The organism is Streptomyces sp. NPDC048111, assembly GCF_043202815.1.
GTDB lineage: Bacteria > Actinomycetota > Actinomycetes > Streptomycetales > Streptomycetaceae > Streptomyces.
In genome coordinates this window covers 25,182-45,426 of the sequence record NZ_JBIDBD010000028.1, presented here as the reverse complement: position 1 = coordinate 45,426, position 20,245 = coordinate 25,182, and the positions used below count along the sequence as shown (strand labels likewise).

Genomic DNA, 20,245 nt, shown 5'->3' with positions numbered 1-20,245 from the left:
CGGGGTCCTACCTCCGTGGGGAAAAGGGGATGCACCTCAGCCCACCTCGTTCTTCGCCACGGACCGGCCGTGCACCACGACCTCGCCGCCGTAGAAGAACCCGGTGAACACGGGCTTGTACGTCAACTGGATCTCCACCTCGACCTGTTGGGCGCTGCCCCCCACGCAGTGGGACGCCGCGATGTCCGCGCCCGAGAGGCCCGACGCTTGGGCGAAGGCCTTGACGCGGGCGCCGCAGTTCTCGTAGCGGATCGGCGCGCCCGCGCCGGAGCCGTCGTACAGGGCTTCCTTGTCGATGTCCTGCGCCGCGTAGCGCGCCGCCTGTTCGGCGATGTCCGCGGCGCGCTCCCGCTTGGAGATGGACAGGCCGCCGTCGATGACGAACGCCGCGAGGCCGAGGAAGAGGAGGGCGAAGACGATCACCGCGGCCGCACCGGAGCCCCGGTCGTCGAGCCGCTCGCGCCGGGTCGCCGCCCAGGGACGGGCGACGGCGAACGCGGGGCGGAACCGGGCGGGCGAGGCACCCCGTCGGGCCCCCGCCGGGCGGCACCGGGCAGCCGGGGCACCGAGCCGGGTCCCCGCCGGGCGGCACCGGGCGCCCCAAGCTCCGAACCCGGCAGTCTGGACACCCCGGGCGCCGGGATGGCGCGGGTGGTTGGGGGTGGTGCTGGGCGCGCTCATGCCGTCTTCCTCTTGAACGGGTCGAGCGGCGAGGTCGACGTCCCGGTCAGGGTCGTCGGGACGTCCAGGCCCAGCATCGCCAGGCCCCGGATGCGGCAGCTGACCTCCACCGTGAAGAACTCCGCGTCGGTCCACCCCGCACTGGTCTGGCGCACCGTCACCGGCCCCGAGCAGACGTCCGCGAGGTCCGCCTCGGCCGCCGCCCTCGCCTCGCTCAGCGCGGTGCCGAGGTCCTTCTGGATGGAGCCCGCCCGTGCCGCGTCCCGCGCGGCGCCGTCCAACGCGCCCCGCCCGTCCACGAGTTGACCGAACGCCACCAGGACCAGGATGAACAGGATCATCACGGGGGCGAGGATGACCACCTCGATGGTGGAGAGCCCGCGGTCCGAGCGCGCCCCGGCGACCCGCCGCCGCAGCACCTCGGCGCAGCTGACGGCCCGCAGGACGCCTGCCCGGGCGTGCAGCACCCCGGCGCACCGCCCGGCCGGCCGGACGCCCGCCCGGCCCCCGGCGCGTACCGCCTGCGCCCCCATCAGTTCCCCCCCTCGCGTACGAATCGTTCCACCGGCCCCTGCGAGCGCGCGTGCACCGTCAGGTGCAGCCCCGGGAACACCGTCGGCACCTTGGCCTTGATCTCCACGCCCACCGTGTTCGCCTTCGGCTCGATCGCCTGGACGTCGGGAGCGAGGACGAGCTTGGGGCCCAGCTGGGCGATGTAGCTGGACGCCTGGTCGCGGGCCTCCCCCCGCCAGGCACCGGGCTGCTCGTCGGCCATGGCCCGCGCCTTGCGGGCACCCGCCTGGGCCGCGGCCTGCGCCACGTGGTCGGCGAAGAAGTACAGGCCGAACTGCACGGTCGCGAAGATCATGAAGAACAGCACCGGGGTCAGCAGCACGAACTCGATCGCGGTCATGCCGGAGTCGCCGCGGGCGGAGGCTGCCTCCACCCGGCGGCGTACGAAGGCCCGGAGTCTGTCGCGCAAGGTGACGGCGCTCAGCAGGTCTTGTCGGCGCTCGCGCCCTCGATGCACTTGCCGACCTTCTCGGCGCCGCCCTTGAGGGCCTGGTTGATCACCGCGGCCACCACGCCGACGATCGCCACCACGACCGCCGAGATGATGACCCACTCCACCGCGGACGCGCCCCGGTCGAGCTCGCCGGAGCGGGCGCGCTGGACGCGGCCCTTCAGGAAGGTGACCAGGAAGTCGACGGCCGGGTGGCTGATCCTCGGGAACTGCGGGCGGTTCATGATGGTTCGTTTCCTCTCGACGGAAGTGGGGGGAGTGCGCGCTCAGACCTGGAAGACGCGCATGGCGGCGGGGTAGATCAGGAAGACCAGGAACCCCGCGCAGAGCAGCAGCTGGGCGACGAGCATCGATTGGGACTTCTCACCCGCCGCTCCCTCGATCTCGGCCATCTCGCGGTGCCGCATCGTTTCGGCGCGGGAGGCGAGGGACTCCCGCACCTTCGCGCCGTCGTCCGCCACCAGGGCGAGCGACGAGGACAGGTCCTTCAGCTCCTCGACGCCGAGTTCCTCGCCGAGCCGGCCGAGCGCGAGCCACTGGCTGGTGCCGGTGATCCGGGCGTCCGCGAGCGTGTTGCGCAGTCTGCGCAGCGCCCAGCCGTCGCTGACCTCGGCCGCCGCCATCAGCGCCTCGGGCAGACCGCGCCCGCCGGCCAGGTTCATGGCCACCAGGTCGAGGTACGCGCCGATGACCCGGCGCAGATCGCGCCGCTTGTCCGCGGCGTCCCGGCGGACCTCCAGGTCCGGCAGGAAGAAGAAGACCGCCCCGCACAGCAGCGCCAGCCAGACGGGCACGATCGGACTGTCGGTGAAGCCCAGTGTCGCGACGACCACGAACATCAGCGGGCCGAAGACCAGACCCGCGACGCCGAGCAGCACCTTGGTCGCCAGGAACCGCTCCCAGGACCGGTCGAGCACGGCGAGGTCGGCCCGGACCGAGCGCTGCTCCCAGCCCTGGCGCAGATACAGCTCGGCGACCCGCGCGCCTACCCCGGACCGCACGCCCGCGAGCCGGCCCGAGTCCTGAGCGTCGGGCCGCGGGGTGTAGACGCTGCCGGCCTGGCGCATCGCGTCGATCCGCGCGACCTGCGAGACCGCCGAACGCTTCGTCCGGGTCAGCGCCCTGATCAGGACGTAGACGCCGAGGCCGAGGACGGCGCCGATCAGCACCGGTCCCGTAATGGTGTCGGTCACCGCACTCCCTCCTCAGCGGTAACAGGACGCCGGCCGCCCGCGTCCCGGTTCCCGGCCGCGGCGCCGGCGGCGTCCGGTCGTACGAAGCGGGTGTCGGGCTCGGCCCGGACCAGGAAGCGGTCCGGCGTCTCGATCACGGACAGCTTGCGCAGCCACCAGAAGCCGAGCGCGAACAGGCCGCACACACCGGCGAGTACGAGCTGACCGACGGTCGAGTTGTAGGGCTGCACGAAGTCGCGGTTGAAGACGGCGAGGCCGAGGACGAACGCGATGGAGACGGCCACCACGATCTGCACGCTGCGCCGGGTCGAGGAGCGCTGGGCCATCACCCGGTGGCGCATGTCGATCTCCTCGCGGGCCGACTTGGCGAGCGCGCCGAGCACCTGGCGCAGACCCGGGCCGCGCAGCCGGGCGTTGAGGATGAGGGCCGCCACGATGATGTCCGCGGACGCGTCGTCGATCTCGTCCGCGAGCAGTTGGAGCGCGTCCGGCAGCGGGGTACGGGCCCGCAACCGGTCGACCAGGGCGTCGAGATGGGGCCGCAGGGCCGGAGCCGCGGCGCGCGCCGATGCGGGGATGGCCTGTTCGAGGCCGACCGCGCCGGCGATCGTGTCGCGCAGCGACTCGGTCCAGGCGGCCAGCGCCTCGACCCGCTTCATCGCGACCTTCTCCTGGGCCGCGCCGCCGAAGAGCTTGTCCCAGAAGAAGACGAGGAGGCCGGTGGCCACGCCCGCCACGGTCCAGCGCGTCAGCAGCAGGACCAGCAGGCCCACACCGACCGCGATCGAGCCGCGCTTGCCGACGAACTGCAGGAGTTCCCCGGTCCGTTGGGCCCGGGTGGTCCGGCCGCCCGGCTTCACCTCGAAGCCGCGGACCGCCACGATCAGCAGGGCGAGCCCGCCGCCGACCGCGAGGCCGGCCGCCAGCGCGTACAGGGTCTGGGCCTCGAAGAGGCCTCCCATGGAGGGAATGCTGTTCATACGGCTCCACTCACCCCCAGGCCCCGGAGGGCCGGTAGCCGTGCACGGCGAGTTCCTCGATGCAGCTGACGGGGGCGTGCGGGACGATCCGCCCGTCCGGCGTCTCGGCGAAGACCTCGCTGGACAGAACGCGACCGTCGCAGCCGTTCACCTCGCGGACCGAGGTGACCACGCGCTGCAGCCGGCCGCCGCTCTCGTAGTTGTTGCGCCGCTCCACGAAGACGACGAAGTTGACGGCGCCCGCGATCAGCATCTGGCTGGCCTCGATGGGCAGCCGCTCGGTGGCCTGGAGGGCGTACGTCGAGATGCGGTTGAAGACCTCGGCGGAGCTGTTGGCGTGGATCGTGGAGAGTGAGCCGTCGTTGCCCTGCGACATCGCGTTGAGCATGGTGACGATCTCGTCGCCCAGGACCTCGCCGACGATGACCCGCGAGGGGTTCATACGCAGCGAGCGCCGCACCAGGTCCGCCATCGGGATCATGCCGAGGCCCTCGGAGTTGGGCAGTCGCTCCTCGAACGCCACGACGTTGGGGTGGAGTTCGGGGAACTGGTCGAGGCCGAGCTCCAGGGCCCGCTCGACCGTGATCAGGCGTTCCTGCTGCGGGATCTCGTTGGCGAGCGCCCGCAGCAGCGTCGTCTTTCCGGCGTTGGTCGCGCCCGCGATCATGATGTTCTTGCGGGCCCGTACCGCGCAGGCCAGGAAGTGCGCCAACTCCGGTGTCAGCGTGCCGTTCCCGACCAGGTCGGCCATGAAGACCTTGCCCATGCGGGCCCGGCGGATGGACAGCGCGGGCCGGCGGGCCACCTCCATCACGGCCGACAGACGCGAGCCGTCCGGCAGGCGCAGGTCGAGCTGGGGGTTGGCCGAGTCGAAGGGGCGCGAGGAGAGGCCGGAGTAGGCGCCGAGCACCTGGATGAGCTCGATGAGCTCGTCGTCGGTCTCGGCGACCGGGTCGGCCCGTACCTCGCGGCCGTCGGCATAGCCGACGAAGACCTGGTCGCACCCGTTGATGTCGATGTTCTCGACCTCGGGGTCGTCGAGCAGCGGCTGGAGCCGCCCGACGCCGAAGAGCGCCGCGTGCACGGCGGCCGCGTACTGCTCCTCGGTCTCCGCGTCGAGGGGAGTACGCCCGGAGTTGATCTCCGTACGGGCGTACTCCTCCAGTATCTGGGCGATGACGGCCCGCGCGTACTGGCGCTCGTCCTCGCCCGACATGGCCGCGACCCCGCGGACCTGGTCGAGCCGTCGCTGTTCGGCGATCCGGTCGCCGGCCTCCTGGCGGAAGCGTTTGACCAGGGCGTGGTCCACCGCGCTCATCGGCCGACCCCGGCTCCGGCCCAGGCCGCGCCGAACTGCTGGTAGAGGTCGGCCGCGACCTTGCGGGCACTGCGGATGAGCAGCGACTTGTCGAGGCGGCCACGGCCGCGCCCGGAGAGCAGGGCCGCGCCCGAGGGGTCGTGGGCGAGGGTGCCGACGACGCGGGCGCCGGTCTGGCCGGCCACCAGCATGTCGTTGACCTGGTGGGAGAGCTTGACGGACGCCCCGGCCTCGGAGACCAGGACCACACCGATGAACGGGGTGGCCAGCGCGTTGCCGCGCGGTCCGCCGTGCAGCTGCGCGGAGAGCGTCGCGGCCCGGTCGCGCACGCGGGCCAGGTGCTCGGGTTCGGTGCGCGAGATCAGCAGGGCGAGGGCCGCGTGCGGCAGCAGGTCGAGGGCGGGTGAACCGCCGCTGATCCGGCCGATGTCGGCGATGACGTCAGCCGCGGCGTGCGGGGACTCACCGAGCGAGGCGAAGGCGCGGCCGAGAGTGGGCCAGCTGCCGGCGAGGCCCGCGGCCTGTTCGGCGGCGCCGAGCCCGACGAGCAGTTCGAGCCCGCCGGCCATCGGCTGCGCGTGGTCCCACAGCTGGTCGGCGGCTATCCCGCGCCGAGCGGCCGCGGCCAGCGAGAGCAGACCGGTATTGGGGTTGAGGGGGCCGCCGTGGGTGGCCGTGCAGCGGTACACCAGGTCGCCGCCGGCCGGGTCCGTCTCGGCCAGCAGCACGCGCCGGGGCCAGACGGCGGCCAGGGCGAGGGCCGCGGTGGTGACACCGGGAGAGCCCTTGTCGGATGCGAGTGCGATGAGCGCCATGTCTTCCGCGTCTTCTGTCGGTGCCGGATCGCCGCGTCGCCGCGCGACTCAGCCGTTGTCCGGAGCGACCCGCACCACGGCGACTTCGCCGGCGGACGCGGCCTGGGCGAGGGCGGCGGCCTCGGAGGTGTTGACCGTGAGGGTGACGGCGAGGTTGCCGCTGCCGAAGGACTTGTCCTGGGTGCCGGTGTCGCTCACGACGGCACGCTGCACGAGCACCGGACCACCGCTCGCGGAGCCGGAGTTGGCGCCGGAGGAGCCGCTCCCCTTGCCGTTGCCGCCCGAGCCGGTGTTGGCGCCGACGCGGTAGACGGCGACCGTCTCGCCGTCCTTGAGGTTGGTCGGGTACTGCCCTTCCTTGAGGGAGACACCGACGGCGGCCTTGCCGGCCTGAACCCCGCCGTCCGGCGCCAGCATCTCGCCGACCAGGACGGACCCCGCGTAGAGGTTGGACTTGGCCCGCAGCTTGGTCAGCGCGTCGTACTGGTCCGGGGTGATGTAGTGGACGCCGTTGCCGGACGCCACCATCACGGTGGTGAGGGCGTCCTTGGACACGGCGTGCCCGGCCGGCACGTCCTTGCTCAGCTTGTAGACCTCGACCCGGTCGCCGGCCCGCAGCACCAGAACGGTCGCCCCGAGGGCGCCGATGAGGATGAGCAGGACGGCGAGGGCGGCGAGGGCGGGCTTGCGCTCCCGAGGCGGCGCCGGCAGCCGCTCACCGCCCGGCTGCCCGGGCACCGAGCCCCGGTGGGTCCCAGCCCCGCCGCGCTCCTGGACCTTCACGTCGCTTCTCCCCGTGGTAATTCTTTTGCGGCGGCGTCGCGGGCGAACCAGGACGCACCAAGACGCATGCCTGGACCTGAATCAAGCCATCTCACGCCGCGAGAACTGGGACTCGACCGGTCACTTCGGGCCCGCCGAAGACCTCCGCGAGGCCACCAGCACGCTGTCAGATCATGTGATCGCACCGTAGCAGCCGCCCCTCAGCACCCTCAAGGCGCGTTAAAGATCGCGAACGTTATCCATCCCAGCGCAGCCCCACAGATGCTCCGAAATGGCTCGTTTCTCCTTGTCGCCGCGCGCGCTCGTTACCACTGTGCAACCCGTGCGAACCGGCTTCGGCTGCGCCCGCGCAACACGGGCAACAGGACGAACCCGATCACTGCGAGGCCCGCGAGCACACCGCCGGCAACGAAGAATCCCCACGGCCAGTCGGGGCTGTGGTAACCGTCCTGGTAAGGCGTCTTGGCACAGGTGGTGGTCACGTCGCAGACGACGTGCTTCCCGCCTTTACGCAGGAGCCCGGCGGCGACACCGCACCCCGACACGACCGCCGCCCCGACAAGCAGCATGGCCGGCAGCACGTACCAGGCTCCATGCGGCCGGAGCCGAGGAGAGGGGCGGGGCGGGACCCACGTGGGCAGGGAGCCGGGAGGCGGTCCCTGGGCAAGCGGTCCCTGGGCAGCCGGTCCCTGTGTGGGGTACGGCCCTTGGGACATGGCCGCCGACCCCGGACTCCCCTGATGCATCCGACTCATCGGGCAACTCCCCTCCGCCACGGCCCAATCGAACGTCTCCATCCTTACCAGCGTCCAGGGGCGCGTCGTGAGTACCCGTACTCATTCGGTACGCACCGCCGCACAGGACACTGACTCTGCGGGCACGCAGACCACCAGCGAGGCCGGGACGCCACAGAGGAACGAGGGGTCTTTGCCCTAGCGCCGGCGCCGACCAGAGCGCCATGTAAGGGGCCACCCTGGGATTGCCTCCTCTTGCGCCGCCATACGTGAGACCCGTCTTTGGGCAAAGGGGTACAGGAGTCGTGAACCAGTCGCGGCAGTGAATGTATGGATTTCACGGGCATGCCCGACGGAGCACGGTCAAGGATGAGCCCGTGTTTCCCCAAGGAAGCGGAGCAATTCCACTCACACCGTACGATGGCACGCTGTTGCCCGTCCGGCCCGGACGCCGGGTCACAGCGCATGGTGTGATGCAGGTCGGAGGCCCGAGAGGCAACAGCGGATCGCGTACGGACCTTCCGGGGGACCGAAACCGCTGGACTCGTTCAGAGGTCGTTCTCCGGAACATGGTGCCGACGTGCACAACAGCGAAGTGAAAGGCATTGCGTCCATGGGGGATTACGTCGGCGTCGACCCGATACGGGTGCGCAAACTCGCGGACCGTCTCCAGGACTTGGAGGGCGCCCTGGCCAAACACGGGGCTCTGATCCGTAAGAATTTCACGTCTTGGGAAAGCGGCCTCGATCTGTCCTTGCTGGGACAGCAGACGCAGGCGGTGGGCGACGACGCCCGCAGCATGTCGAAGCGCGCCGATCTGGCCCGCAACCTCCTGCTGGAAGGCGACACGTCCGGCATGTGCACCCCGGACGGGGACATCGTCAACATCCCCTGGGACATGGCGGACGTCAACGCACAGAGTGCCAAGGAGGCCACCCAGGAGGCGGCCAGGCTCAAGAAGGCACTCGACGACCCCAAGGGCGCGAGTTCCCGTGCGGACATCGAGGCCATCGGCCGATCCCTCGCCGACCACCAGGACGACCCCACCTACCTGGCCGCCTTCGCCGCCGCGGGCGGCGTTGTCGACGCGGCCCGCGTGAGCCGCGCCCTGCACGTGGAGGACGGGACCCACGGCGCCGAGGTGCTGAGCAAGGACTCGCAGAACGTGGTCGCCCAGTACGCCACGGGTATCAACCGCGTCTTCACGCTCCAGTCGGCGGGCAAGATCCCACCGAACCCGGAGTACGTGAAGGCCCTCACCAACCCGCCGGGCGGTGACATGTGGTCCGTCGGCATGTTGTTCAAGTACGGGCCGAAGGGCAACGAGTGGGACACGCAGGCCCTGACCCAGGTCAGCGGCGCGATGCTGGACTGGCGCAGGAACCAGCAGATGCGGCCCTCGTACACCAAGGGTGGGGTCGTGGGCATGGCCTACACGGCACCCGCGTACGTGGATCCCGACAACGCTTGGTACGCGTCGCTCGGACTCACGCACAGCTATAACCACGAGGGCATCGACGACGCCCAGAAGCGGGCGATGGCCATCGATGCCAACGATCCGTCGCTGGCCGTGATCAACCGTCTGGGCGAGAACGCTGACGCATCGCGACATCTGCTGGGGAACAACGACTCCGGCAAGCGCTTCGCCACGGATCTGGTCGACTTCCACTGGCAGACGCCCGGGGCGATAGCGGTTGATGATTCGGACGGGCCGCGCCAGGTGCTCACCCTGGCGGCCACCGACCGTACCCCGGCTCATATCGACGAGTCCGGCACGGCCGCCGCCAACATCCTTGCCGCCGCGGTTAAGGAGAAGGACCACTTCGACGGGCGCAACGGCCACGAGAAGGACGAGTACCCGACGTTCCCCAACGGCACCGCGGTCGCGCTGGCCGGCATCACGGCAACCTGGGCCGATGACCTGGGTGGTACCGGGATGTCAGCGCCTGACGGAGTGGCTGGCTACGACCCCTCGAACCACGTCCTGGTCGGCAACAATGCGGACACGGTCAAGGTCATGCGGCTGTTCGCCAAGGACAATCCAGGCGCTACGGCGATGTTCGACGTCGTACTGCACGAGAAGGTCTCGACGGCAGCGGGGAGCAAGGATCCGACGAAGAGCCTGACTGACATGGGCAATACGGCGGGAATGCTTACGAAGGCCAAAGTTGCGGAAAATTACAGCGCGGCACAGCAGATCGACGAGGAGCACAAGACCAACAAGATCATTCTCGACAGCGCCGGTACCCTGTTCGGTTTCATACCCGCTCCCAAATTGGGCGAAGGCGCATCGAAACTCGCCGAGAAGATTGCCGAGAAGAGCCTCAAATATCCCCAGAACCTCGCGGTCATCGGCCGGACGATCGTCGCTCCCCAAACGGACCCCTTCTCCACGGACAACGCCTCGAAGCAGGAGGCTCTGAGCGTGACCGCGGCGAAAGAGCAGTACAGGTCCTTCATCCCGTCGATAGCACAGGGGATGGTCAGATCGGGTGCAGTCCCGCCGCCTACGGGCAGCTCCTGGTACGACCCCCAGACGGGAACCATCTCCTCCGACGCCAGCCACGACCCCACGTTCCAGAGCTGGTGGAACATGGCTCACGGCGACAACTATCAGAAGGCCTTCAAGGACGGCTTCGACAATGCAGAGGTGTCGCCCGATGGTAAATAGGAACCGGGCCCGAAGCACCGTCCTGGCCGCGACCGCCGCTGTACTCGTACTGTCTCTCGGGGCATGTTCTGATGACCAGAACGAAGACAGCGCGCGGATTCCCGTAGCGAAGCCGGGAAAGGTAGCCGCCTTCACGCTGGGCGAGTTGAGCACGACATACGATCTCGACCACACCGCTGTGAACGAGAGTGGCCACATCGCCTCGGACAAGGCCGGGAACATTTATCTGGCCAGCGATTCCAACAGCCCTCTCATGCCCATCCTGCGCATGACTCCTGAGGGCAAGGTCAGCCAGTTCACGAAAATCAAGGAGAGCCACTCCGACTCCGGATTCACCGCCGCTCCGGACGGTTCTTTGGTGACCGGCGGAGGAGACGGTCTGTGGCGGGTGAGCTCGAAGGGCGCCGTCACTTCTCTGGAGTCACAGCGCCGATTCAAGCTCCCGAACCCGATCGGCATCCGGCCGGACGGCACGGTCGTCGTCATCGACGGCGAGAGCGTGTGGTCCCTGAAGGACGGCCGGGCGGCCGAGCTCCTGACGTTCCCGGCGAACCAGGGCCGGGTACGCGGAGCCGTCGCACCGGACGGAACCACCTACCTCTCCAACAGCCGCCTCGACAATCTCCGCGTGCTGGCTCCCGGCAGCCCACCCAGGACCCTGACGATCCAGGGCGACCTGCCAGGAGCCGGCAAACCGCTCTCCGAGATGGCGATCATGCAGATGACTCCGGCCGCCGACGGGGGTGTGTACGCGAAGGTGCAGTCAGATCCCCAGAAGGGCGGCGGTGGCTTCGTCTACATCGTGCACATCGCTCCCTCGGGCACCCTCACCGCCATGGCGAGGGCGTCCGAACAAGGAAAGTCGTGCGCGGCCGGAGAGCAGTACGCCGCGCTGAACAATCCCTGTGTCATGCCGTGGTTCCTCGCACGGAGCGGCGACCAGGTACTCGCCCTGGGCGACATCTATGACCCGGAGCGCAAGCCGTCACCTGCCCTCGCGATCCACGCTCCCCGCGGGTGAGGAAACAACTGCCCGGCACCGGAAGATCAGAGCCGAAGCGCGCTCCCGTTACAGCCCTCCCCCACCATGCCGACACCCAGCAAAGGAGATGACGATGGGCATACCCCAGGAAGACCGTCTGGATTACGCGTGCCGCCAGGACATGAACGCGATCGAGTCCGCCGCGAACGAGATCCGCACGGCCATCAGGAATGTCGAGTCCATGATGCCGAAGACCTGGATCGGGAAGAAGGCCGACAACTGGCGCACCGATCATGACGGGCGCATGAAGCGGCTGAAGACCCTGTTCGACTCGTTCCCGGCCGAGGAGAACCGGCTGGTGGAGAAGGCGCGCCAGGACCAGTCGAAGATGAACCAGAAGATGCACGGCGGAGGCTGAGTCCCGGTGGCACCGGCCGGGCGATCAACCGGCCGGATCGGCGTCCCGAGGGATGGATCACCTCACAATTCCATACCGACGCATCCCAAATGCCCTGCTTCACACCCGAGTTCGCTCTGGCGAAGCGGGCGCCGTCTCGTTAGCGTCGGTCTCTCAACCACACCAGCCTCATCGGGAGCTCCAGTGAACCGTCGCGCCCTGCCGGCCGTCGCCGCACTCACCGCAACGGTTGCTCTGCTGCTGACTGCCTGCGGCAGCAACGACAAGCCCAAGGACTCGGACAAGATCGCCGGGGTCGACCAGAGTGCCAAGCCCTCGGCGTCGGCTTCACCGAGCGCGTCGGCCCCTGCGGGAGCCGAGCGCCCGAAGATCGAGCTGCCCGCCGACCTCACGATGACGTTCGAGCCCGCGAACACCGGCGACCCGGTGAAGGAAGCGGTCCTCTCGGACGGCGCGGAGCGCATGCGTGCGGTGAACGTAGCCATCACCGGCGGGGACCCGAAGTACGCCGCACTGAACTACTACAACTCCGGCAAGGCGCTGGAAGCCGCCTCGGCCTGGGTGGAGAAGTTCAAGAAGGCCGGCCTGTCGATGACCGGGTCGCTGCGCTACTACGACCGCCAAGTCACCCTGAACCAGGACAAGTCGGCTTCGCTGAACTTCTGTGCCGACGAGAGCAAGGGCTACAGCAAGGACATCAAGACCGGCAAGGCCAAGGTCACCACCCCATCGAAGAACGACTTCATCCTCTACAGCACCAGGCTCGAAAAGAACTCCGCCGGGGTGTGGCAGACCACTCGAATCGTTTCGACCGCGGGGGCTGAGAAATGCGTGAAATAAGCAGGGGACGACTGGGCGCGACCATGGCGACTGCCGCGCTCCTCGCCGTCGCGGGTGCGCCCACCGCGTGGGCCGGGGTCACCCCCGGGGACGGCACCCGGGAGACCGATACGCCCAAGGGCGACGCGAAGCCGGACGGCACCCTCAGCGCCACGGCCGGCGGCGTGGTCTACGACCGGTCGAGGAACGGCTCCGGCAGCGCCGTGGGCCCACTCGCCCCCGTCGGCAACTGGACGCCTCCACCCTGTTGGTACGCCCCCAAGTACAGCCCTGCGGAGTTCAAGGCGTACGTCGAGCCGATCTGGAGCGTCGACTCCACCGGCGCCGCCTGGGACGCCTCGCAGCGCGATCGCTACGTCAATGGAAAGCCCTACACCAACTTCAACCTGGACAAGGCGGGCAAGGGCTACTGGTGGGACTCGTACGTCGACACGAGCTATCCACCGGGCTGGGACGCCTGCAACAAGCCCTACTTCTGGGTCGACAAGGGCGCACCCCCACCGGCCGACGTGCCCGAAGCCATCACTCCCGAGATCCTCGCCAAGCTGGCGTACGCGGAGATTCGCGTACCGGCTACCCAAGTGACGCTGAAGCCCGACGGCACCAGCAAGGTGAACCTGCCGACCTGGGCGTGGCTGGACAAGACCGACTTCCACCCCGTCTCGGTCACCGCGTCTGTCCCCGCGCTCGGCATCTCGGCGACCACGACCGCCTCCCCGGTCTCCCTCAAACTGGAGCCCGGTACCGCCGACGCCACCCTCTACCCCGCTTCCGGCGAGTGCCCCATCAACGCGGACGGCTCCATCGGCACGCCGTACGAGGCGGGCAGCGCCGACAAGGCCCCGCCCTGCGGCGTGACATACCGCCGAGCTACCAGCGGTGCCCCCTACAACCTGAAGGCCACCGTCACCTGGAAGATCCACTGGGTCGGGACCGGCACGCCCGGCGGTGATCTGCCGGACGGCACCTTCGGCCATGACCAGCAGGTGACCGTGCAGGAGATCCAGGCGGTCAACCGCTGAGACCGCAACGAGCTCTCGGGCGACGGGTCTTGTGAACACTCCTACCCGGCCTGTACAGGGGGGTCGGGAGGTGCGATAGCGTCGAGTGGTACCAGATAGATTTACTGATTACCCAGTAACAAATCACGGGGAGGAACCCGATGGAACGCGGTGCAAGTCTCAAGGAACTCAGGGACCTGGCGAAGCTGTTCGGTCGCAGCGCGGGCGACCTACAGACGCTCATCACCAACCTGAACTCGGCGACGTCCGGCAGCACCGGCTACTGGAAGGGCCCCAAGGCCGACCAGTTCCGCAAGGACTGGGAGGACGCCCGCGGGACCTTCTCCAAGTGGGTCGACACCCTGCACGACGCTCAGAAGTCCGCGTCCACCAACGCCGACAACATCGAGCGCGCCACCTGATCCGCACCGATACAGTCGGATCGAGCAACATCGCTGGGGCGTCCACCACGGGTGGGCGCCCCAGCGGCTTACCCGGCGGGGCGTGAGGACCGCGAGGTCCTTACCCCCTCATCACTCCCTGGACCGGACGGAACGCACCGCCCGAAACCAGCAGTCCGCCGCCCGGCCGTCCGCCGCCGGTGTTGGACGGCAGGCGGATGCTGAACAGCTCGCCCTCCTGGGAGTTCTGGGGGTTGAGGAGCAGGCCGTTGCGGGACTTGCGGGCAGCCGTGACGAAGCCCCGGTACTGGGAGGCCAGACTGTCCGTCGTGCCGGCCGCGATCAGGCCGAGCCCCCCGTCGACCCCCTTGCGCAGGACGGCTTCCAACGCCTCGTCGAGCCGGGTGTCGTAGAGCAGCTCGGCGTCGTCCGCAAGGATCACGTAGGGGCGGCCCTCCGCCTTCTCCACCAACTCCTCCAGGTCGTCCTCCCTGGCCTCACCGTCGAGCACGCCCAGGACGCCTTCGCGCCCTTCCAGATCGCGCAGGGGTGACCGCCGGGGAGTGACCAGGACCAACGGTGTGCCCTGGGCCAGCAGGGAATCCGCCGCGCACATCAGGGCCGTGGAGCGCCCGGACTTGGGCGGGCCGCCGATGACGAAGCCGGGCCCGGACTCCTCCAAGTCGATTCCCACGGGGGCCAGTTCGTCGCCGCCGACGGCCAAAAGGGCCCACAACTTGGACGGCACCACGAAGTCGGGATCCAGTGCCATCGCCTCGCCGGCGGTGATGTGCGCCGGAAGCGCGTCCACACGCATGGGGCGCAGGCGTGCCGGTGTACGGCCGTGCGTCGCGCGCGCCTGTTCGGCGATCTCACGGAGCATCCGCACCTGCGCCTGGCCGTTCGGGTCCTCGTCGAGGAGGGCGATCTGCGTCTCTTCCGTACCGGTGTCGGTGATCCGCAGGGCGCGCCCGGGGGGCATGTTCTTGGGCACCTCGCGCGGTTGCAACCCCGCCATGGAGTAGTCGTTGGGGTCGGCGAACCGCAGGATCAGGCGGTCTTGGAACGCGGATGCCACCATGCCGCTCAGACCGCTGCGGTCGGCCGTCATGACGACCTTCAGGCCGACCGCCGAACCCTCCCGGAAGATCCGCTGGGCCTGCTCGATGAGCTGGCCGTAGTTGTAATTCTCGAACGTGGAGAAGTAACCCTCCCAGTTGTCGAGGAGCAGGACCATCCAGGGCAGCCGATCCTCGGGCGCGGCCGAGGCGCGCTGCTCGGCGGCGCTGGACGCACCTTCCATGGCGAGCAGTTGCTGGCGCCGGCTGATCTCGGCGAGCAGCCGGTCGAGCAGTCGGCGAACACGGTCGGGTTCGTCGCGGTTGACCACCGCGCCGACATGCGGAAGGCGTACCAGGGGCAGCAGTGCGTTGGAGCCGCAGTCGATCGCGTAGACGTGAACATCACGCGGTGAGGCGGTCCTGGCGAGCGAGCCGGCCAGGGTGCGCAACGCCGTCGACCGGCCCGAGCGGGCGCCGCCGGCCAGCATCGTGTGTTCGCCGTCGACGAGGTCGAGAGCGAAGGGCTTGCGGGCCTGCTGGGCGGGCAGGTCGGTGAGGGCGTAACCGATGGGCGGGACGTCACCGTGCTCGGGCGCGGGGCCCGCCAGGGCGGTCAGCGAATCGAGCGTGACGTGCTCGGGCAGCGGGGGCAGCCAGGGACTGCGGGGCGGCGGGAAGCCCATCTTGTCGGCGCCGTCACGGATCGCGTCGACGAGCACGGCGAGGTCGGTCACCATCGTGCCGTCGTCGTCCGACTCCGCGGGCCTGGGCAGCGGACGGCTGAACGAGGTCCAGGGCAGCGGGGCCAGCACCGCCTTGGGGCCGCTCTTGCCGGTGGCGGGCCTGCGGCCACCGATGCGCGCGGACTGGACGCCGACCAGGGACTGCGCCCCGGAGCGCACATAGGCGCGGCCGGGGGTGGACTTGGCGATGGCCCCGGCGTCCGCGGCGTCGATGACGTCCATGGACTCGCTGCCGTCCGTCACCCGCAGGGCGATCCGCAGGTTGGTGTTGGCCCGGATGTCGGCGCTGACCACACCGGCCGGGCGCTGGGTCGCGAGCACCAGGTGGACGCCGAGGGAGCGGCCACGACGGGCGATGTCGACGAGGCCCGCGATGAAGTCGGGCAACTCCGCGACGAGCGAGGCGAATTCGTCGATGACCAGGACGAGCCGCGGCATCGGCTCCAGCTCGGGCCGCAGCTTGCGGGTGTCGTTGTAGTCCTCGATGTCCTTGGTGCCGGTGTCGAAGAGGATCGTCTCGCGACGGTGCAGTTCGGCCGCGAGCGAGGCGAGGGCGCGTTCGGTGAGGTGGGCGTCGAGGTCGCTGACCATGCCGACGGTGTGCGGCAGGCGGGCGCAGTCCATGAAGGCGCTGCCGCCCTTGTAGTCGATGAGGACGTAGTTGAGGGCGTCCGGCCGGTTGGCTATGGCCAGCGAGGCGATGATCGTCTGGAGCAGTTCTGACTTACCGGCGCCGGTGGTGCCGGCGACCAGCGCGTGCGGGCCGTCCCGGCGGATGTCCAGGGTGAAGGTGCCGTCGGCCGCGATGCCGATCGGGGCGGCGGTGGTCGAACCGCCGGCTCGCCAGATCCGCTCGATGTCGGCGCCGGTCGGGTCGGGCAGGCCGAGCAGGCTGAGCAACCGGGCCGCGGTGGGCAGCGCGCCGCCCGCGTCGTCCCGACTGACGTCACGGACCGCGGCGAGGGAGCGGGCGATGAGATCGCACCAGTCGGGGCCGACCTGATCGGCGAGCACCTCGCCGACCGATTCCAGGCCCGAACCGCGCAGGAGTACATGAGTCGGCGACTGCGGAGTCCAACTCACCACGGCTTTGCACTCCTCGGGGAGGAGCCGGTCGTCCTCATCGAGGCAGAGCGCGAAAAGGCCGTACTGGGGCCCTTCCTGGAGAAGTTGGGGCACGCCGGGCATACGACGCAGCAGTCGCGCGCCGTCGAGGACGAGCAGGACGTGCGGCTCGTCCCCCGGGGCGCCACTCATCATGGTCGAGCTCTCCCGGACGGCCTTGCGCCGGGCCAGTTCATTGACGAGCTCGTTCACGCGTCGGGCGATCGTCTCGCTGTCGGAACCGACCAGGGCGACACAGTCCTGGCCCTGCTGCGGGGCGGTGTGCGGGAGCCAGTGTGCCCAGTGCCAGTCCGCCCCCGCCTGGGACGAGGCCGCCAGAAAGACGATCGAGAGTTCGCGGGGGCTGTGCAGCACGGCGGCCTGGACCGCGAGCCAGTGCGCGGTGGCGAGTGCTCGCGGCCGGTCGCCGGAGACACCGACGACGCCCAGCTCGGGGAAGGACAAGGTCACGGGCAGGTGGGACAGGAGCGGTGGGGCGGGCGGCTCCTCACCGTAGCCCGCGCCCTGACCGTGGACGAGAGCGATGTCGGCGGGCAAACTGCCGACGCCGACCCGGATCCGCATCACGTCGACGTCGGTGCGACGACGCTCCCACAGCCGGCGCCGGGGGCCGGTGGCGAAGAGCAGCACCTCCGCCGGGTCGGGATTGTCGACCCGGCGGTTTCGCTGATCCTCTTTGCCGAGCCGCACCAACTCGGCCTCGTACTCGGCGAGTTCCAGCTTGTACTGCTTGAGGGACTTCTTGTGCCGCTGCTTGCCGTCACGGTTGTCGCTGAACCACTGGCCCAGCATCATCACGGGGGTCATCGCGCAGAACAGGAGCATGTAGACCTGTTTGGTCATGAAGTACATGGCCAGGCCGAAGACCATCGGCGTGATCGCGGCGATCATGTGGAAGCGGGCGCGCTCGGACTTGGACGGCAGAACGGGCACGGAAAGCCGAGGGCGGGGCCGGACCGGCGAGAGGCGGGGCGGCCGGTTGTAGGCGAGCCCGCCCTCTCCGGTCGCGGCAAGGTGGGCGTCGGGTTCGCTGGCCTCCTCCAGGACGAACAGCGAGTCCCCCGCCCTGACGACGCCGCCGAGCGGCCAGTCCTGTGCGTCCGTTATTTCATCGTCGTCGAGCAGCACCTTGGAGCCGGGCTGGGTGGTGAGAGTGGCCCGGCCTCGCATGTCGACGGTGATCTGGGCGGCGACCGGTGCCAGCAGCGGGTCGGGCGCCGCGAGGGTACAGGTCGCGGCCGCTCCGAGGGTTGCGGTGCCGACAGCGAGTCGAACGACCCGCCCCGCACCGGGCCCTCCGGCGACCCGCAGCTCGTAGCGCCCCATGGGCTCGCCCTTGCGCAGCAGCGGACCCAGGGAGTTGTCGATGGATATGCGCATGCCGTCCCGAAGGATCTGGCCCACGGGAGTAGCGGGATCGCACAGGCGACCATCCGCCCACAGAGCGGGCTCGGCACCGCGGTCACCGTAGCTCGGGGCGAGAACGGTGCCCGGAAGCGCCACGACCACCGGCGACGGCCGTCCCGGCCCGGCCCCCTCGGCGGCAGCCAGAGCATGCGCGACATCGCGCGCGGTCGCGTCGTCATCGGCGTTGACCATGACGTCGTACGGGGGTGCCCCCTGCTGCACGACGGTCACCAGGACTCGCATGGTCATCTTCCTCCCCCGCCGGCCCGCCCGGCCCCTCGTCCTGCTTCGGCCCACCCGAGGCTAATGGCTACCGCCGTCGCGGCAGGACCGAGGGTATGCGGTGACCGGCGTCGGCCTCCCGCTCACGGGTTCGGCAACACCGTTCCCGCCCCCTACGAGAGGTGGGGCTGGGAATACACGAGGACGGGAACGTGCGGTGCGAATGCGTCGACCGCGGCCTGGAGACGTTCGGGATCGAGCCGCCAGAAGTTGATGGGGCGGCTGGCCAGGAACAGTTCGTGATCCACGTGGGGCGCCAGTTTCGAGGTCTTCGCGCGACTGAGGTCTGCGTTCATCCCAGGCAAGCGCGGCGCCCCCGGCCTGCGCTGCAACCCGACGTACTGGATCGGGTTGGCAGCGGTGATCTGGGACCACACCACCACGGCGGTGATGTCCTTCCACGGTACGAAGGCGAGCTGACTTCTGTACCGCGCAGGTGCTCCCCCCAACAGGACGCCTGTGTCGTCGACCCGGAAGGCGACCAGTTTCTCCCACTTCATGCCGCCGAGCAGTTGGAAGGGCGTACGCCGGAAATGGGCTTCGTACACGAGCGGGTTCACATCGGTCATCAGATCCTCGCGGGCAGCACGGGTGGCGGGACGGCTCGGGCGACGCACCTACTTCGCGGCACCGGACTTCTTCTTGCTCTCCTCATCCTGCACGCGCTGAAGTATTTTGTTGTACTGGCCCCTGGCCGCGTCCAAGGCGTCGTGAATGGCCTTGCGCCGGCCATTCCACTCCTTGCGGAACCGGTCGCCCGCCGGCCCCTGCCAGGCATCCGTTCCCGACGTCGCGTCAACCGCGTCCAGCGTTTTGTCGATCTCGTCCGCGAACCGCTTCAGGTTGTTGAGGTCTTTCCTGCATTCTTCGACGCGGTCAGTCATGGGTTTCCTCCCCGTGAGTGCTGTGTCAGGCGGCCGGTTGCTTGATGAGTTTGACGATCCGCTCCTCAAGGGTCCGCTCGCTGACCTCCTGCGCGGTTATGCCCGTAGGGTCCTGCGGAGACTCGACGTGCACGGCCCAGACCTCGCGGTCGCTGGCGTAGGTCGTGAGGAGCGGACCGGGCCGGGCGTCGAGCACCATCAACTGACTGACCACCAGGGCGTTGTCGATTACGCGCGCGAGCGACTTGTCCACAGCGCCCGTCGTGAGCGCCGAGGCGTCCAGCCGGATCGTCTTGCCGTCCCGGTCGGCCACGCCGAATGGATCGACCAGCGCCTGGACCATCTTCGCGGCGTCCTGTGCCTTGCTTGCCAGGGTGAAGATGTGCATGCCACCTCCGGTGACCTGCTCGATCAGCAGAAGTTCCGGCGAGTGCACGAAGACGAAGGCCGTCACAGTGCCGTTGGAGGTCTGCTGTTCCACCGCCAAGGCGCGGGAAGCCGTTCGTCGCAGGGTCAGGGCCATGCTGACCTCGGGGGTGACCTTCATGTCCACGTCCGCGGTGAGTCCCGAGTCGGTGCCCTCGGACTTCAGGACGGCGTCGAGCTCGGCGATGTTCGTCACCTCCACCGCCCCTCGCGAGACGAGGGAGCGCAACGCTGTCCCCAGGACCCACTGGCGCTGCTCGTCCGAAAGAGTCGCCAGATGGGGTGCCGGTACGACGACGTCTTCGAGCGCGTCCGGGTCGAGGACGGCAAGTTCTTCGTCGGTCAATTTAATGAGTGACTGGGTGCCGCCCTCTGCGAGAGCAGCACCGACGAGCTCGCGAAATTTATCCAGCTCGATGTCGAGTTCAGGAGTTGGCATGCCGATTCCTAGAGTTGTTCGGTCGGTGTGAAGGGGG

19 protein-coding genes and 1 pseudogene are annotated in these 20,245 nt (G+C 69.3%); 6 read left to right on the top strand and 14 right to left on the bottom strand.

What is annotated here, in order from left to right:
- Nucleotides 1–36 precede the first annotated feature (36 nt).
- From ACGF3I_RS29555 to ACGF3I_RS29510, 10 genes and pseudogenes are all read right to left on the bottom strand, one after another.
- Nucleotides 37–483 (bottom strand): annotated as a pseudogene (locus ACGF3I_RS29555) (TadE/TadG family type IV pilus assembly protein); the annotation flags it as partial.
- A 194-nt stretch (nucleotides 484–677) separates the two neighbouring features.
- Nucleotides 678–1,214 (bottom strand): TadE/TadG family type IV pilus assembly protein, encoded by a 537-nt coding sequence (locus tag ACGF3I_RS29550; RefSeq protein WP_393137286.1) that lies wholly within the window; start codon nucleotides 1,212–1,214, stop codon nucleotides 678–680.
- Entirely contained in the window at nucleotides 1,214–1,594 is a 381-nt protein-coding gene (locus ACGF3I_RS29545) for a TadE family protein (protein WP_393137339.1), read from the bottom strand. Before ACGF3I_RS29545 ends, ACGF3I_RS29550 begins: the two co-directional genes overlap by 1 nt.
- Before the next feature lie 80 nt (nucleotides 1,595–1,674).
- Nucleotides 1,675–1,929, bottom strand: a complete 255-nt coding sequence (locus ACGF3I_RS29540) for a hypothetical protein (protein ID WP_393137284.1) — start codon at nucleotides 1,927–1,929, stop codon at nucleotides 1,675–1,677.
- A 42-nt stretch (nucleotides 1,930–1,971) separates the two neighbouring features.
- Nucleotides 1,972–2,898 carry a type II secretion system F family protein gene (locus tag ACGF3I_RS29535; protein ID WP_393137282.1) on the bottom strand — a complete coding sequence of 309 codons (927 nt, stop codon included), beginning with the start codon at nucleotides 2,896–2,898 and terminating at the stop codon, nucleotides 1,972–1,974.
- A complete protein-coding gene (locus ACGF3I_RS29530; RefSeq protein ID WP_393137280.1) occupies nucleotides 2,895–3,878 on the bottom strand; it encodes a type II secretion system F family protein in 984 nt (327 codons plus the stop codon). The genes ACGF3I_RS29535 and ACGF3I_RS29530 overlap by 4 nt, the downstream gene beginning before the upstream one ends.
- Before the next feature lie 10 nt (nucleotides 3,879–3,888).
- Nucleotides 3,889–5,196 (bottom strand): CpaF family protein, encoded by a 1,308-nt coding sequence (locus tag ACGF3I_RS29525; protein ID WP_393137278.1) that lies wholly within the window; start codon nucleotides 5,194–5,196, stop codon nucleotides 3,889–3,891.
- The gene (locus ACGF3I_RS29520; protein ID WP_393137276.1) at nucleotides 5,193–6,011 is read right to left on the bottom strand and encodes a hypothetical protein; all 819 of its coding nucleotides are present in this window, start codon (nucleotides 6,009–6,011) and stop codon (nucleotides 5,193–5,195) included. Before ACGF3I_RS29520 ends, ACGF3I_RS29525 begins: the two co-directional genes overlap by 4 nt.
- Before the next feature lie 48 nt (nucleotides 6,012–6,059).
- Nucleotides 6,060–6,794, bottom strand: a complete 735-nt coding sequence (locus ACGF3I_RS29515) for a hypothetical protein (protein WP_393137274.1) — start codon at nucleotides 6,792–6,794, stop codon at nucleotides 6,060–6,062.
- A gap of 305 nt (nucleotides 6,795–7,099) precedes the next feature.
- Entirely contained in the window at nucleotides 7,100–7,375 is a 276-nt protein-coding gene (locus tag ACGF3I_RS29510; protein ID WP_393137272.1) for a hypothetical protein, read from the bottom strand.
- A gap of 733 nt (nucleotides 7,376–8,108) precedes the next feature.
- Between ACGF3I_RS29510 and ACGF3I_RS29505 the strand changes: the two genes are divergently transcribed.
- The 6 genes from ACGF3I_RS29505 (at nucleotide 8,109) to ACGF3I_RS29480 (ending at nucleotide 13,862) form a co-directional block, all read left to right on the top strand.
- Complete coding sequence (locus ACGF3I_RS29505) at nucleotides 8,109–10,199, top strand: hypothetical protein (RefSeq protein ID WP_393137270.1); 2,091 nt, start codon at nucleotides 8,109–8,111, stop codon at nucleotides 10,197–10,199.
- Between the two features lie 145 nt (nucleotides 10,200–10,344).
- A complete protein-coding gene (locus ACGF3I_RS29500) occupies nucleotides 10,345–11,220 on the top strand; it encodes a WD40 repeat domain-containing protein (protein WP_393137268.1) in 876 nt (291 codons plus the stop codon).
- A gap of 94 nt (nucleotides 11,221–11,314) precedes the next feature.
- Nucleotides 11,315–11,599: a hypothetical protein gene (locus tag ACGF3I_RS29495; RefSeq protein WP_393137266.1), complete on the top strand. Its 285-nt coding sequence runs from the start codon at nucleotides 11,315–11,317 to the stop codon at nucleotides 11,597–11,599.
- A gap of 183 nt (nucleotides 11,600–11,782) precedes the next feature.
- A complete protein-coding gene (locus tag ACGF3I_RS29490) occupies nucleotides 11,783–12,439 on the top strand; it encodes a hypothetical protein (RefSeq protein WP_393137264.1) in 657 nt (218 codons plus the stop codon).
- Nucleotides 12,427–13,461: a hypothetical protein gene (locus ACGF3I_RS29485; protein WP_393137262.1), complete on the top strand. Its 1,035-nt coding sequence runs from the start codon at nucleotides 12,427–12,429 to the stop codon at nucleotides 13,459–13,461. The genes ACGF3I_RS29490 and ACGF3I_RS29485 overlap by 13 nt, the downstream gene beginning before the upstream one ends.
- A gap of 140 nt (nucleotides 13,462–13,601) precedes the next feature.
- A complete protein-coding gene (locus ACGF3I_RS29480) occupies nucleotides 13,602–13,862 on the top strand; it encodes a WXG100 family type VII secretion target (protein ID WP_120721996.1) in 261 nt (86 codons plus the stop codon).
- Between the two features lie 100 nt (nucleotides 13,863–13,962).
- Here the strand turns inward: ACGF3I_RS29480 and ACGF3I_RS29475 are convergent, their stop codons facing one another.
- The 4 genes from ACGF3I_RS29475 to ACGF3I_RS29460 all read right to left on the bottom strand — a co-directional run bounded on the left by ACGF3I_RS29475 (nucleotide 13,963) and on the right by ACGF3I_RS29460 (nucleotide 20,208).
- Nucleotides 13,963–18,420: an FtsK/SpoIIIE domain-containing protein gene (locus ACGF3I_RS29475; RefSeq protein WP_393137337.1), complete on the bottom strand. Its 4,458-nt coding sequence runs from the start codon at nucleotides 18,418–18,420 to the stop codon at nucleotides 13,963–13,965.
- Nucleotides 18,421–18,572: 152 nt separating this feature from the next.
- Nucleotides 18,573–19,028 (bottom strand): hypothetical protein, encoded by a 456-nt coding sequence (locus ACGF3I_RS29470; protein WP_393137259.1) that lies wholly within the window; start codon nucleotides 19,026–19,028, stop codon nucleotides 18,573–18,575.
- A gap of 48 nt (nucleotides 19,029–19,076) precedes the next feature.
- Entirely contained in the window at nucleotides 19,077–19,343 is a 267-nt protein-coding gene (locus ACGF3I_RS29465; protein WP_120721999.1) for a hypothetical protein, read from the bottom strand.
- A 25-nt stretch (nucleotides 19,344–19,368) separates the two neighbouring features.
- A complete protein-coding gene (locus tag ACGF3I_RS29460; RefSeq protein WP_393137255.1) occupies nucleotides 19,369–20,208 on the bottom strand; it encodes a hypothetical protein in 840 nt (279 codons plus the stop codon).
- Nucleotides 20,209–20,245 lie beyond the last annotated feature (37 nt).